Source organism: Cytobacillus stercorigallinarum (genome assembly GCF_014836495.1).
In the GTDB taxonomy this organism is placed as follows: domain Bacteria; phylum Bacillota; class Bacilli; order Bacillales; family Cytobacillaceae; genus Cytobacillus; species Cytobacillus stercorigallinarum.
Map to the genome: position 1 here is coordinate 66,186 of NZ_JACSQT010000001.1, position 14,752 is coordinate 80,937.

Genomic DNA, 14,752 nt, shown 5'->3' on the forward strand with positions numbered 1-14,752 from the left:
GGAGTGGACCTTGAAATAGAAACATACCGTTCATATCGTTATATTTTTGAGGGTAGTGTTATAATAACCATGAAAGCACTTACTTTATTAATCCTTTTAAACGAAGGATGTTGATTACATATAGCAGGAGGTTTTTACATTGGGTAATATTAATTGGCAAGAAGAAGTCATGAAAAGAAAGGATGACTTAATTAAAGATACACAAAAGTTATTGCAAATTAAAAGTGTACTAGATGAGGAAAATGCAACATCTGATGCACCGCTCGGTAAAGGGGTAAAAGAAGCGTTAACCTATTTATTAAATTTAGGAGAAACCGATGGATTTATAGCAAAAAATGTTGAGAATCTTGCTGGTCATCTAGAATTTGGGCAAGGTGAAGAGTTACTCGGCATTCTTTGTCATGTCGATGTTGTTCCTGAGGGAGATGGCTGGTCCAGTGATCCTTATGCGGCGGATATAAGAGATGGTAAAATCTTTGCTCGTGGGGCGATTGATGATAAAGGACCAACAATGGCTGCCTATTATGCAATGAAAATTGTCAAAGAGCTCGGCGTAGATATGAACAAACGTGTAAGGATGATTATTGGTACAGATGAAGAGAGTGATTGGCGTTGTGTGGACCGATACTTTGAAGTAGAGGAAATGCCGACTTTAGGTTTTGCCCCAGATGCAGATTTTCCGATTATTTATGCAGAGAAGGGCATTGCTGACTTTGATCTTGTGCAAAAAGAAATTATTCGCGGTGTCGCTTCCTCCCAAGTAAAAGTGCTCTCACTTCAGTCAGGTAAAAGATATAATATGGTTCCTGATTTTGCTAAGGCGTCACTGATGGTTCAATATGAGCCAACTGAAGTTGTACAAATGTATGTAGACTTCTTAAAGGAAAAAGAACTTCAAGGTAAATATTATATGGATAATGGCGAACTGATTCTTGAGCTTGAAGGGGTATCTGCACATGGTATGGAGCCGAATTTGGGTAAAAACGCCGGACTATTATTAGCAGATTTCCTTTCAAGTTTAAAGCTAGATCAGCAAGCAGACCAATTTATCGGTTTCATAGCGAAACACTTTGCTAATGATTCTAGAGGTAATCAGTTAGGTATTGCCTTCTCAGACGAAATCACCGGAGACTTAACAATCAATGTAGGTAAAATCTATTACAAGCAACAAACTGGCGGCAGATTAGGTTTAAATATGAGATATCCAGTTACGACTGATATTGAATCTACATTGCAGAAAATTGAACAAAAGGCTAAAACATTAGGGATGCTATTTGAAAACCTAGATGATTCAAGACCGCATCATGTAGATGGCGACTCTTTCCTTATTCAAACATTAAAAAAAGTGTATACAGAACAGACTGGGGAAGAAGCTGAGTTGCTTTCGATAGGTGGAGGAACCTATGCGCGTTCATTAAAAGCTGGCGTAGCTTTTGGTGCGTTATTCCCTGGGAGAGAAGATGTAGCCCATCAAAAAGATGAATATATGTATATTGAAGATTTATTGAAAGCAACGGCCATCTATGCAGAAGCAATCTACGAATTGACAAAATAATCTATTGATAAATGCTGTTTTCCTTGGTAAGATAGCGTTGAAGTTTAGCACTTTAAAGGAAAATTGAAATCGTTGAAGGAGATGCTCTATCATGAATTATGTCATTTTTAATGGCAATATCATTGAAAGATCGGAAGCAAATGTTGATATTGAAGACCGTGGTTACCAATTTGGTGACGGAGTGTATGAAGTCATTCGCGTCTATAATAGCAAAATGTTTACAGCGACAGAACATTTGGAGCGAATTATTTTAAGCGCTAAAAAAATTGGCATGGAGTTAACTTATACTGTTAATGAAATGAAAGAGTTGTTAACACAATTAATAACAAAAAATTCATTAGAGCATGGAACGATTTATATGCAATTCTCAAGAGGAGTAGCTCCACGTAATCATCCATATCCTCCTTCTGATGTGGCTCATTCATTTGTTGCCTATACGAAGGAAGTAGCACGTCCGCTTGCGAATTTAGAAAATGGTGTCAAAGCCATTTTAAAAGAAGATATTCGTTGGCTACTTTGTGATATTAAAAGCTTAAATTTACTCGGTAATGTAATGGCTAAACAAGAGGCTGTATCACAAGGCTGTTATGAAGCGATTCAACATCGTGGGGAAGTTGTAACAGAAGGTAGTTCATCCAACATTTCTATTATTAAAGATGGAACGCTCTACACGCATCCTGCTTCCAATCTGATTTTAAATGGCATCACTCGTCGTAAAATGATTGAGGTTTGTGAAAAGGATGGTATTCCGGTAGTGGAAGAGCCGTTCTCATTAAATGATTTAAATACAGCGGATGAAGTATTTTTATCTAGTACAACTTCAGAAATTACACCTATCGTTCAAATTAACGAAAAACAAGTAGGTGAAGGTGTACCTGGCGTATTAACGAAGAGAATTCAAGGATTATTTGATGCAGCGATTGAAAGCGAATGCGGAAGCTTAGCAACAACAGTGTAATGGCTATCAATAAAAAGATAGGATAGAATTCTTTCTAATAAGTAAAATCAAACAAGCTATGGTGAAGGCACCCCATTTGTTAGACAGTATCTAACAAGTGAGGTGCTTTTTTTATTACTAACAGGACCTTTTCATGAATAAAGTCCAGCTATAAATGAAACCTTCCTTGATTGCACACACACTCATCAATCGCACCCCCTGAGTATGAAGACAGTGTGGACAAAAAGTGAAAATGATGGGGTTACATCAAAACACGTCAGAAGCGAGAAAACCCGATTTAATTCTAGTGAAAAATCGTGTGTAAACAAAATAATCATATTGACCCCTAACGAATCTCCCCCAACATACGGGCACCGTGAGTTTGCGGCCACATCATTAAAATAAATCAATTCACTAAAACGTAGATTCTTTTTATTTCAACTATTTATTTCTCAACAGATTTTTTGAAAAATTATACCAAATTTTTCATGATTTTCGAGTGTAGACTTTTTGTTCTTTCAGTGGACTAGTATATAATTATGACATAGAGTAAACAGTAGAATTGAATGAAAAGAGGATGTTTTATGAAAAAAAGTCATGCTTGGATGATTGTACGAGCTGGCATGCTTATACTTACTTTGGTGTTGCTCGGGTGGTTCATCATAAAAACATTCACCCTTACCTATCCTTTCTGGTTGGCTGCCTTATTTGCCTGGTTTTTACAGCCCGTCGTCCGGTTATTACAAAGTAAATTACGCTTTTCTTCAGGATGGGCAAGCTTCGTTGGCTTGTTAGGCGGTGTTCTTGTCATATGCGGTATGATTACTGGCATATTGTTCTTACTAATCGCCAATTTTAAAAACTTTTTCTTGCAAATCCCTGACTGGATTGAGGGCGCTTCTATTAATGTGCAACACTTTTTTAATACGGTTGTTTTACCTTTTTGGCAAGATGCGTCAGGGTTATTTAACTCAATTGGTTCGGGTAATAATCAGGCAATGAAGCAGGGGATTATGGAACTTGGTTCACAGCTGGGTTCTATTTTAGGTGATGCTGGGCAAGGGATTGTTGATCGGTTATCTCAATTGCTACTCAGCTTGCCCACATTTTTTGTTGCCTTTATTTTTTTCTTATTAAGCATTTACTTTATGGGGAAAGATTGGGGACAATACAGAAGCTTTTTTAGAAAAATTCTTCCATTTCGTATGAGAGTAAAGGCAAAAGAATTTAACGTGGCCATAAGAAACCGACTGTTTGGTTTTATACGAGCGCAGTTTATTTTAATGATTGCAACAGGAATCATTGTCTTCATTGGTCTTGCTATTTTGCGAGTAGAAAATATATTTACACTCGCGGTCATTATAGGAATCGCAGAACTTCTACCATATTTAGGCACAGGGACCATCCTCATTCCTTGGAGTGTTTATCTTTTCATTACAGGAGATGTTAGACTTGGGATTGGCATTGCCATTGTTTATGGCGTGACATTAGTCGTAAGACAATTATTAGAGCCCAAAGTTTTATCGAGCAGCATGGATTTAAATCCGGTTGCTGTGTTAATCTCTCTTTTTGTCGGTCTTCAATTATTTGGAGCATTTGGCTTATTTATTGGTCCAGTAACACTTGTTTTACTTATCATTCTTCACGATATAAAGATTACACATAGTATTTATTACTTTATAAGAGATGGGTTTAAGAATGAAAAAGCTGGTTAGGCTGGTGAAATAGAAAAAACGAACAATTTTGTTCGTTTTTTCATTTACAGTGATTTTATGTACCAACGATTCATGGCTGAATGTTCAGACCCTTTTAGTGGTTCATGAAGTAATTCAAAACCATATGATTGATAAAGGCGATCTGCAATTGTTAGTGTATGGTGTGTTTCTAAATAACAATATTGATAATGTTGTTTTGCGAAGGTGAGTGCTGTATCCATTAGCTTTTTCGATAAGCCGAGTCCTTTAGCTTTTGGTGATACATATAGTTTTTGTAATTCACATATTCCTTCGTCTAAGTCAAAAGGAGCAATGCCGATACCTCCAATGATTTCTTTTTCCATTTCAACAATCCAATAAGATGAGCCTGGGGTTTCTTTATAGTATTGATGGAGTGAATCTAATTGAGGATCATAGTAAGCCGTTCCTGGAATAGCTAAATTAGCTGACTCTAATGCTTCTTTTATTATTGCTGCAACCTTTAAGTTATCTTCCTGCTTAATTTTTCGGATATTCATCATAGGAACCTTCCTTAATTAAACGGTTAATTATATTGATTGATTGCATATGGATTCCCTCATGAAAGATCGTTCTGATGAGAACATCCTCAATTGTGCACATACCCATATCGATTGGCTGATATTCGCGATTTAAGATGTCACCATAATGATGTTCAATTACAGTCGGCTGCTCACGAAGTAATCCGATAAGATTTTCATAAGATGGTGTGTGTTCGTTGAAATCAGCTGGTGTTGTACCGAAACCAAAGAAAGATTGAAACGTTGATAAGTCTATGATGGCTTCCTTAGTTAACGATTGTATCCATAAAAATTGATCAAGATAAATATGCCCCATATGCCATCTGATGTTATTGCGAAAACCGGAAGGAATGATTTCTGCTTGTTCTGCAGATACATCTTTGACGATTGCTAGTACTTCCTCACGATACGTGTGTAATTGATTAAAAAGAATAGTATGACGTTTTATCAACAGAATCACCTCGTAATATTCGTTAAACCATCTTATACATTAAAACATCGTCCACATACTCATCATCACTAAGCTTAATATCTTTTATTTTTCGTCCTTCTTCCACAAATCCCATCTTTTGATAGAGATGGATAGCCGGTTGATTAGTCGAAAACACTCCTAAGCATAATTTTTCAATGACCGGGTGTTCTTCAGCCCATTTGATCAGTGTTTGCAATAATTGTACACCAATGCCCTTTTTACGATAGCTTGAGTCAACATATATACTAAAACTACCATGGTGAGCTAGTCGTGCAATGGATGATGAGCGAAATATAATACATCCAACGACACTGTTATCTGATTTAGCGACAAAGGCAACCGCATTTTTTTCACTTTGTGTAAGGATGGCAGATAATTTCTTTCTTTCTTCATCTATATTTGCTGAAAATTCTTCGTTCGTAGTAATGAAAAATCGATTTTCTTCAACGATACTTTTCTCCAAAGTAAGTATATCATCTAGATCAGCTAACAACGCTTGATGTACTTTCAACAACTACCACACTCCTTACTTTTGATACAATCAATGAAATTATACGAAATATTCTCATAAATTGCAAAGTGAATAGCACCCGTACGATTGCCACATAAGTATTTTGGCAATATGGTATACTAATATTTAGGCGGAAAAATTCCTTTTTATAGGAATTTATTTATGTTCTATAGAACATGGGCATCTAGTATGAATAGATGCTCTTTATTGTTTTTATTTTAAGGTTGTAAGTGAGGTTTTGTAAATGAGTGGAAATACAGATAGGGAGAATGTATCGCTTTTTCAACAAGCTCTAAAGGTGAACAAAAAACCTTTTCCATGGGTAAAGGCTTTTCTAGCTGGGTTAGCTGCAGGGCTTCCGGTGATTATTGGTATCCTTTTTGGAGAGCTAGAGTATGGCTTATTAACAGGTATGGGCGGGTTTACCTATCTTTATGTATTTAATATTCCATATGCCCAAAGAGCGAAAAAACTATTTTTCGTTGTGATAGGTATTACGTTATCTTCGTTCTTAGGTACAATTGCTGCGCCGTTTCCGCTTGCTGTTGCGATTATTATGGGTATAATTGCTGCAATAGCTACGTTTGTCTTTGGTGCGTTACGGTTTACGGGACCAAGTGCGATCTTTTTTGTATTAATTTTTGCCATGACTTCTGGTATGCCTGTAGCGCCTGAATTAGCGTTTCAACGTGCTGGATTGGTGTTTTTGGGCGGAGCATTTTCGTGGTTAATTGCGATGGCAGGCTGGTTTGTGAATCCTTTTGGACCTGAAACGGATGTCGTTAAGAGAGCTTATAATGAATTAACCATTTTGATAAAAAGTATTGCTACAGAGCAGTTTGATGAACAAAGGTATAAAGTGATGTCCTCCTTAAATGATGTCGAGGATATCTTAATTGCTGGCTATTTACCTCTTAGAAGGCAGAAGAGATATGATCGTTTATATGTGTTAAATGATCATTTGAATCACATTTTTCTAGAGGTGATTAAAAACTTTTCCAATGAAAAAACAGCGCCACCGCAACAATTAATAGAACAGCTTCAAGTTTTAACGAATTCAGTTGATAAAAGTAGATTGAATATAATAGAAATCGAAGAAGATGAAGTAAGAGGCTGGCACGCGAAATATAAACAATTATACGCAATTATTAAACGTATCGATTGGGATACGGAAGATATTTCTTCTCATGTGAAAGAAGAAATAGAACTTTCTAAACCCACTGTCAGAAAAGCTTTACTTCATTCATTTGATAAGAACTCGATTGTCTTACTCTCTGCGATTAGAATTGGAATTATGACGATTATTGCAGGAATTATCGCTTATCAATTTCATTTTGAACGTTCATTCTGGGTCCCTCTCTCTTGTGTAGCTGTTATGTCTGGAGCAACAGTTGTTGCCACTTATCATCGTGCAATTCAACGTGGAATTGGTACAATAGTTGGAATCTTAATCGCTAGTCTTATACTTAGTTTTCATCCTACAGGACTTGTCATCGCCATATTAATCTTTTTACTTACCTTTATTACAGAATTATTTATTGTGAAAAACTATGGATTGGCAGCAATCTTTTTTACACCTAATGCATTGTTAATGGCAGAAACAGTAACCCCAGGTGATTTTGCGTTTACTTATTTCGCTCAAGCAAGAATAATTGATGTTTTTATAGGTAGTATCATTGGGTTATTAGGTGTTTTAATTATTGGGAGGAGCTCAGCCTCTAGTAGGCTACCCCATTTCATTTCAAAAACAATTCGTAGTCAAGCCCAGCTCATGTTTACAATGTTTTCGAACCATACAAAAGATAGCCATGAATCAGAAAGAGAACTGTCTAAATTGAAAACAAACATTCAAGGCTTAAAGACAGTATACAATACAGCAGCAGGTGAAATCCCCATCGATCGCGGCGCGTTAACCTATTATTGGCCAGTTGTCTTTTGGTTAGAACAAATCACCTATTTTCTTGAAAAAACAGCAGAAGAGAAAGATAAGCAGGTGAAATTATCTGATGAAGCTTTAGCGCGACTCTTGTATTCTTATGAATCTTTAGCTAACGCAGCGTACCGAGAACATGCCCCAGCAAATTTCTCCTTTCCTAAAATGGAAGGTTTGTCTAACTTGAAAAATGACATGATTCATCTTCAAAAATCATTACAAATGCACGAAGAAAAGCATCCATCATAGGGTGCTTTTTTGAATGATAAAACGCTAGTATGTTTGTATATCGATTCCATCTTTTTTTGTAATTATTATTAAAAAAATGATTGTTTTTGTTTTAGAAAGAATATGGAGGGTAAATAGAAACAACCATTCCTTAAAAATAATTACATAATAAAAGGAGAGAATCGCTATGTCTAAAAATGATAAAGACCAACAACTTGAACATTTTAGAAGTAATGATAATGAGGATAAAGATTTAACAACAAACGGAGGAGTAAAACTTTCAGAAGATGATCATTCTTTAAAAGCTGGTACAAGGGGTCCAACATTATTAGAGGATTTTCATTTACGTGAGAAGTTAACACATTTTGACCATGAAAGGATTCCAGAGCGTGTCGTTCATGCCAGGGGATTTGGTGCTCACGGTGAATTTCAAGTCTATGATGATTCTATGAAGGCATTCACGAAAGCGAAATTTCTAACGAATCCTCATACGACCACGCCTGTTTTTGTCCGGTTTTCAACAGTTGTTGGTTCGCGTGGTTCACTTGATACGCCAAGAGATGCCAGGGGATTTGCAACGAAATTTTATACAGAAGAAGGAAATTATGATTTAGTAGGTAATAATATTCCTGTGTTTTTTATTCAAGATGGAATTAAATTTCCTGACTTAATTCATGCGGTCAAACCTGAACCGCATAATGAAATGCCACAAGCTGCGTCTGCACATGATACATTTTGGGATTGGGTCTCACAAAATCAGGAATCTGCCCATATGGTTATGTGGGTGATGAGTGACCGTGGTATTCCACGAAGTTATCGTACAATGGAAGGGTTCGGCGTTCATACATTTAGATTGGTTAATGATAAAGGCGAAGGTCACTTTGTTAAGTTTCACTGGAAACCAGTATTAGGTACACATTCACTCGTTTGGGATGAAGCACAAAAATTAGGAGGAAAAGACCCTGATTTCAATCGTCGTGATTTATGGGAATCTATCGAAGCAGGCGACTATGCTGAATACGAACTTGGTGTACAAATTTTAGAAGAGAAGGATGAATTTTCTTTTGATTTCGACATTCTGGATCCAACGAAAATTTGGCCAGAGGAAGAGATTCCTGTTCGTAAAATTGGTAAAATGACACTGAATCGCAATGTAGACAATGTGTTTGCTGAAACAGAACAAGTTGCCTTCCAGGTTGGAAATGTTGTACCTGGTATTGACTTTACGAATGATCCTTTATTACAAGCAAGATTATTTTCCTATACAGATACCCAATTAATTCGTTTAGGTGGTCCGAATTTTCATGAGCTACCTATTAATAGACCAGTTTGCCCTTTCCACAATAATCAAAGAGACGGGTATGGCCGCCAAACGATTAATACAGGACAAGTTGCTTATCATAATAATAGACTAGCAAATGGTTCACCAAATACGGTTGAAGAATCTGAAGGCGGTTATGCTCACTATCAAGAAAAAGTAGAAGGTCGAAAAATTAGAGAACGAAGTGACAGCTTTAAAGATCACTTTAGTCAAGCTACACTGTACTGGAATAGCTTGAGTGATATTGAAAAAGAACATACGATAAGTGCTTTCCAATTCGAATTGAGTAAAGTGGAAAGTCAAGGTGTGAAAGAGCGAGTAGTTGAAATGTTTAGTCACGTAAATAGTAATCTTGCTAATCGCATTGCTGAAAAAGTGGGTGTAGATGCAGTTGGAAATAATGAAACAATGACAACGAAATCCTCGCCTGCACTAAGTCAACAAAACACAATCTTTTCAGCCGCTACACGTAAATTAGCTATCATTGTAACAGATGGGTTTGATGGAGAAAAAGTAAAGTCAATCCTCAATGATTTGCAAGAAGCTGGTGTGAACCCATGTATTGTAAGTGACCGTCTTGGCACTATTAGAGGTAGTGGGGGAGTTGAGGTACAAGCAAAACATACATTTGCTAGTGACAGCTCAGTCGTATTTGATGGTGTGTATCTCATTGGTAGTGATAAGGTTGATGCAACATTTAAGCATGATGCCTTGCTGTTTATAGATGAAGCCTACCAACACTTCAAACCAATCGCTGCAACTGGAGATGCTATCTATTGGATTAAAGATTTAGATTATCCTAGTGAAGAAGGGATTTTACTAGAGGAACAAGCAGGTAATGATTTTGCAAAACAAATCGTTGATGCTTTGTCAGCTCACAGATTTTGGAATCGTTCGCAAGTATAATGAGATAAGAAGGAAAACAGAGATGTCATTTAATGGTGTCTCTGTTTTTTTGTGAGCTATGAATAGTAAATCTATCTATAGGCATCATCTTTGCTATAATACGGTGTTGTTTTTGAAATAGTGTCCACTCTATTCTGTTCTTATATCTTTTCTTATCTATTAGATACAGTCTAGATAGTAACTTGAAAATACTTCTATTAAAATAAACGGATGTATAACTTTTTATGCTTAAAATAAGATGTGAGTAAAGCATTTACTAGCTGAATGATTAATCAAATAATTAATCCTATGTGTCAGAAATAGAGTAAACTAATCATTAATGATTAATACAAGAGGGGATGGGAATAAAATTGAGTGAACATCAAATGTCTATCATTGATTTTGCAAGGAGGGGACAATCTATTTATATTGTCCTACAAGGGTTCGATGCACAAACCGATCAACCATTTGCAGGAGAAGTAAGAGTTCTAGGGAATAACATATATGGTGATATGATTCATCCGAATAAGTCACTTTTATCTGAAAGCTGTCAACAGTTTATTAAGGATGCAGTACAAAGAAAACTTCAAAATCAAGAAATATAAGGTCCAACAAAGTGAGGGGAAGAAATGGGAGAAGCGATTCAATCGAGTTATAATGAGAGTGAGAGAGATAGATTATATAAAAGAACATTAACGGTTGTTAGTATTTCTCAGTTGTTTGGTGGAGCAGGTTTGGCTGCAGGGATTACGGTAGGAGCGTTATTAGCAGAGGATATTCTAGGTACGGCTTCATATGCAGGCTTGCCAACAGCTTTATTTACGATTGGATCAGCAGTGACTGCGTTTATAGTAGGGAAAACATCTCAACATTACGGCAGAAGAATTGGACTGACTATAGGTTTTATTGTTGGTGGATTAGGAGCATTAGGGGTTGTGTTGGCAGCTATATTACAGAATATTTATCTATTATTCTTTTTTTTATTTCTTTATGGTGCAGGTACGGCAACCAATTTACAAGCGAGGTATGCCGGCAGTGATTTGGCTAATGAGAATCAAAGGGGAAAAGCAGTTAGTTTGACCATGGTGATGACCACATTTGGAGCAGTATTAGGGCCCAATTTAGTTAACACTATGGGAGAGGTGGCAAGTCGATTAACGATTCCTCCTTTAGCTGGCCCGTTTTTATTATCTGCTCTGGCATACATAGTGGCCGGGATAGTGTTGTTTATTTTATTGCGCCCAGACCCTTTTATTTTAGCGAAGCAATGGGTAGCTGAAGAAGAAAAACAAAAGAGTAGTGCTGTTATTGCCACCAATAGAGTAAATAACTATCATATTGTTGTTGGAGCAACAGTAATGATTCTAACACAGTTAATTATGGTAGCGATTATGACGATGACCCCTGTTCATATGCTCCATCATGGTCATACACTACAAGCGATCGGAGTGGTGATTGGCGTTCATATTGGTGCGATGTATTTACCATCTCTATTTACAGGTGTACTAGTTGATCGATTAGGTAGATATTTTATGGCTATCGCCGCAGGTGTGACATTGTTGTTATCCGGAATTACCGCTGCTAGTCTGCCTGAAGATTCTTTATTTGGATTAATCTTAGCTTTAGCTTTATTAGGGTTAGGCTGGAACTTCGGTTTAATTAGCGGAACGACTTTAATTGTTGATGGAACAACCAATGACAACAGAGCGCATATTCAAGGAAAAGTAGATGTATTTATTGCCCTATCAGGTGCGACAGGTGGATTGCTTTCGGGCATGGTTGTTGCTCATTCTAGTTACGCTACTTTAAGTATAGTGGGTGGATTGATTTCATTCGTTTTAGTACCGATTGTCTTCTGGCCAAAGTTAGCAAAAACAAATAGCTAATGGCAAATGAATAACCACGGACCAAAATTCATTTGGCTCGTGGTTATTTTAGACAAAAGCAAAACTGTCCAAGCTATGTTTATTTTGTTTGTAAATAGTACCAAATTAAATTTATAAATGTATGAGCTTGTAATTCGATTTCCGTCTTGTCTAGTGAGGTTTGGAACGGTTTGAGTAAAGGTAACAGAACAGGCTTGCGAATTCGGTCAGCTCTTAATTCTGTTAATATCGCATCAAATAAATCTTGTTGATCTTCATCAAATTGGTGCTGTTCTTGCAATTGCTGAGCAAACTCAAAAATTTCCTCAATTTTGATGATCCGTTTATTTATATGGGTTCTTAGCTGATCAATGGCTGAATAATTGAGAAGAGAAACGCCACTAGATTTCATCGTTTGTAAAAGCATCTCTAAATAAGAGAGTGTCACATCAATCAGTTGTTTTAAGTCATAGACATTATTCGTAATTCTTTTCACAAAGAGAAGGTGTTGGAGCATTCCAGTGAATAAGACCACTCCTTCAAACGCATAATCTCTAGTGTCTTCTCCAAATACCTCAATCACTCTAGAAGTTAACCATTCCATATCGTACACTCTATGTTGTAATACGAGTTTTTTTAAATCCTTTTCATTGGAATGCAATATCGCTTCAAATAATCGATGAAGATTACTGGCTTCTTGAAATGTGTATAAAAGAGAGATTTGATCAATAAAAACGTCTCTATCTTGTGCATCTTTCCCCACTTGTAGAGCAATTCTCCTTTGGCTTGCTTCATAGCGCAAATCCTCTAATATCTCAGCGATACAATCATTTTTTGTGGCGAAATAATTGTAAAATGTCCCTTTGGAAATATTTGCTGAATCAATAATGTCTTGTACAGATGTTTGTTGAATCCCCTTTTCTTGAAACAATTTCAACGCTGCATCTGCCACTTTCTTCTTCTTGTTATTCATCGTGTATTCCCCCACCCTTATGGCTTTCATTATAAATTCTTAAGAGGAGAAATACAACGTAATTAAACCCAAAGTATAAATATGTTGACCAATTTATACTTTGGGTTTAAAATGGTTCAGTACTCGAAATAAAAAAAATAAAAAGGATGAGAAAGTATGGATTCAAGTTTACAACCTCAAAAACCCCCGTATTTAATGCTTGCTGTATTATTTGTCGGTGCGTTTGTGTCTTTCTTAAATAATTCATTATTAAATGTGGCATTGCCAAGTATTATGGTCGACTTAAATGTAGATGATTATTCTACAGTACAGTGGCTGGCAACTGGGTATATGCTAGTTAGTGGCGTGCTTGTTCCTGCTTCAGCATTCTTACTGACACGTTTTAAAAATCGTAGCTTATTTATTTTCTGTATGTCTGTCTTTACAATTGGTACAGCGATGGCTGCTTTTGCACCAAACTTTGCTATGTTACTAGCAGGCCGTATGGTTCAGGCTGCAGGTGCATCAGTTATGGGGCCTTTATTAATGAACGTCATGCTAGTTAGTTTTCCTCGTGAGAAACGCGGTACTGCAATGGGTGTGTTCGGGTTAGTTATGATTACTGCACCAGCCATTGGTCCGACTTTATCTGGATATATTGTTCAATATTATGATTGGCGTGTTCTTTTTGAGATGATCTTACCATTAGCAATCATCAGCTTATTACTTTCTATTTGGAAGTTAGAGAACGTTATGCCTCAAAATAAAAATGTGCAACTTGATTATTTATCAGTCGTGCTATCTTGTTTAGGTTTCGGTGGCTTGCTTTACGGGTTTAGTTCTGCTAGTGCTGATGGTTGGACAGATACATGGGTACTAACGACTTTAATTGTTGGTGGCATTTCATTGATTCTCTTTATTATTCGCCAACTGACAATGGAAAAACCGTTATTGGATTTACGTGTATATAAATATCCGATGTTTGCACTAGGGTCAGTGATTGCAATTGTCAATGCGGTAGCAATGTTTTCAGGTATGATCTTAACGCCTGCGTATGTTCAGAGTGTTCGTGGCATATCGCCGCTTGATTCTGGACTGTTAATGCTTCCAGGAGCGATTGTGATGGGAATTATGTCACCAATCACTGGTAAGTTATTTGATAAATTTGGACCACGTATATTAGCTGCTGTTGGTTTAATAGTCACAGCTATTTCAACTTATATGTTAGCTAATTTACAAATTGACACATCCTATAGTCATATTGTCATTATCTATGCGTTGAGAATGTTTGGTATGTCAATGGTTATGATGCCAATTATGACAAATGGTATGAACCAAATTCCAAATCGCTTAAATCCACATGGAACAGCAATAAATAACACAGCTCAACAAGTTTCGGGTTCAATTGGTACAGCTATATTAGTAACGATTATGAATAGCGTCACACAATCAAAAGCAGAAAGCTTAATGACAGGGGTAGACCCTACAACAATGACTGAAGCAACTACTGCTGCAGTTACTCAACAAGCGTTACTAGCAGGTATCCAATATGCCTTCTATGTATCACTAGTTATTAATATCGTTGCACTTATACTCGTATTTTTTATCAAACGAGTGGATACAAGTGAGGAAGCGGTACGTAAGTTAGAAGAAGAGGAAGACAATAGACATTCAAAACCAGTGAGTGCAGAAGTATAAGAGAAAGGCCATTCGAAATCGAGTGGCCTTTTTTAAATACTGGATTTGGATAAAATTCAATATTAATCGAACTTCTACCATGGCTAAGTTGGTACAATATTGTGTTCAATTCCTAAGGAAACAACAAGGTATTCAATGAAA

12 protein-coding genes are annotated in these 14,752 nt (G+C 36.6%); 8 read left to right on the plus strand and 4 right to left on the minus strand.

The features are described 5' to 3' along the window. Positions 1-139: 139 nt before the first annotated feature. From pepV to ytvI, 3 genes are all read left to right on the plus strand, one after another. Complete coding sequence (pepV, locus tag H9655_RS00405) at positions 140-1,555, plus strand: dipeptidase PepV (protein WP_191809824.1); 1,416 nt, start codon at positions 140-142, stop codon at positions 1,553-1,555. 91 nt (positions 1,556-1,646) lie between these two features. Then, the gene (gene dat, locus H9655_RS00410) at positions 1,647-2,513 is read left to right on the plus strand and encodes a D-amino-acid transaminase (protein ID WP_191809826.1); all 867 of its coding nucleotides are present in this window, start codon (positions 1,647-1,649) and stop codon (positions 2,511-2,513) included. 563 nt (positions 2,514-3,076) lie between these two features. Continuing rightward, positions 3,077-4,207 carry a sporulation integral membrane protein YtvI gene (ytvI, locus tag H9655_RS00415; protein ID WP_191809828.1) on the plus strand — a complete coding sequence of 377 codons (1,131 nt, stop codon included), beginning with the start codon at positions 3,077-3,079 and terminating at the stop codon, positions 4,205-4,207. A gap of 44 nt (positions 4,208-4,251) precedes the next feature. Here ytvI and H9655_RS00420 read toward each other — a convergent pair whose 3' ends face one another. Genes H9655_RS00420 through H9655_RS00430 form a run of 3 tightly spaced genes read right to left on the minus strand, consistent with a single transcriptional unit; the run spans position 4,252 to position 5,732 of the window. Then, positions 4,252-4,725: a GNAT family N-acetyltransferase gene (locus tag H9655_RS00420; RefSeq protein ID WP_191809830.1), complete on the minus strand. Its 474-nt coding sequence runs from the start codon at positions 4,723-4,725 to the stop codon at positions 4,252-4,254. Further along, a complete protein-coding gene (locus H9655_RS00425; protein WP_191809832.1) occupies positions 4,706-5,197 on the minus strand; it encodes a DinB family protein in 492 nt (163 codons plus the stop codon). Before H9655_RS00425 ends, H9655_RS00420 begins: the two co-directional genes overlap by 20 nt. A gap of 22 nt (positions 5,198-5,219) precedes the next feature. Beyond that, positions 5,220-5,732: a GNAT family N-acetyltransferase gene (locus H9655_RS00430; RefSeq protein ID WP_191809834.1), complete on the minus strand. Its 513-nt coding sequence runs from the start codon at positions 5,730-5,732 to the stop codon at positions 5,220-5,222. A gap of 241 nt (positions 5,733-5,973) precedes the next feature. On the opposite strand from H9655_RS00430, the gene H9655_RS00435 reads away from it, so the two are divergent. The 4 genes from H9655_RS00435 to H9655_RS00450 all read left to right on the plus strand — a co-directional run bounded on the left by H9655_RS00435 (position 5,974) and on the right by H9655_RS00450 (position 11,982). After that, complete coding sequence (locus H9655_RS00435; protein ID WP_191809837.1) at positions 5,974-7,911, plus strand: FUSC family protein; 1,938 nt, start codon at positions 5,974-5,976, stop codon at positions 7,909-7,911. Between the two features lie 166 nt (positions 7,912-8,077). Continuing rightward, the gene (locus H9655_RS00440; RefSeq protein WP_191809840.1) at positions 8,078-10,117 is read left to right on the plus strand and encodes a catalase; all 2,040 of its coding nucleotides are present in this window, start codon (positions 8,078-8,080) and stop codon (positions 10,115-10,117) included. Between the two features lie 350 nt (positions 10,118-10,467). Continuing rightward, positions 10,468-10,701: a hypothetical protein gene (locus H9655_RS00445; RefSeq protein ID WP_191809842.1), complete on the plus strand. Its 234-nt coding sequence runs from the start codon at positions 10,468-10,470 to the stop codon at positions 10,699-10,701. A 24-nt stretch (positions 10,702-10,725) separates the two neighbouring features. Next, entirely contained in the window at positions 10,726-11,982 is a 1,257-nt protein-coding gene (locus H9655_RS00450; protein WP_191809844.1) for an MFS transporter, read from the plus strand. Positions 11,983-12,061: 79 nt separating this feature from the next. Here the strand turns inward: H9655_RS00450 and H9655_RS00455 are convergent, their stop codons facing one another. Beyond that, positions 12,062-12,934, minus strand: coding sequence for a TetR/AcrR family transcriptional regulator (locus H9655_RS00455; RefSeq protein WP_191809847.1), 873 nt, complete (start codon positions 12,932-12,934; stop codon positions 12,062-12,064). A gap of 156 nt (positions 12,935-13,090) precedes the next feature. Here H9655_RS00455 and H9655_RS00460 point away from each other — a divergent pair, with 156 nt between their 5' ends. Continuing rightward, a complete protein-coding gene (locus tag H9655_RS00460; RefSeq protein ID WP_191809849.1) occupies positions 13,091-14,611 on the plus strand; it encodes an MDR family MFS transporter in 1,521 nt (506 codons plus the stop codon). Positions 14,612-14,752 lie beyond the last annotated feature (141 nt).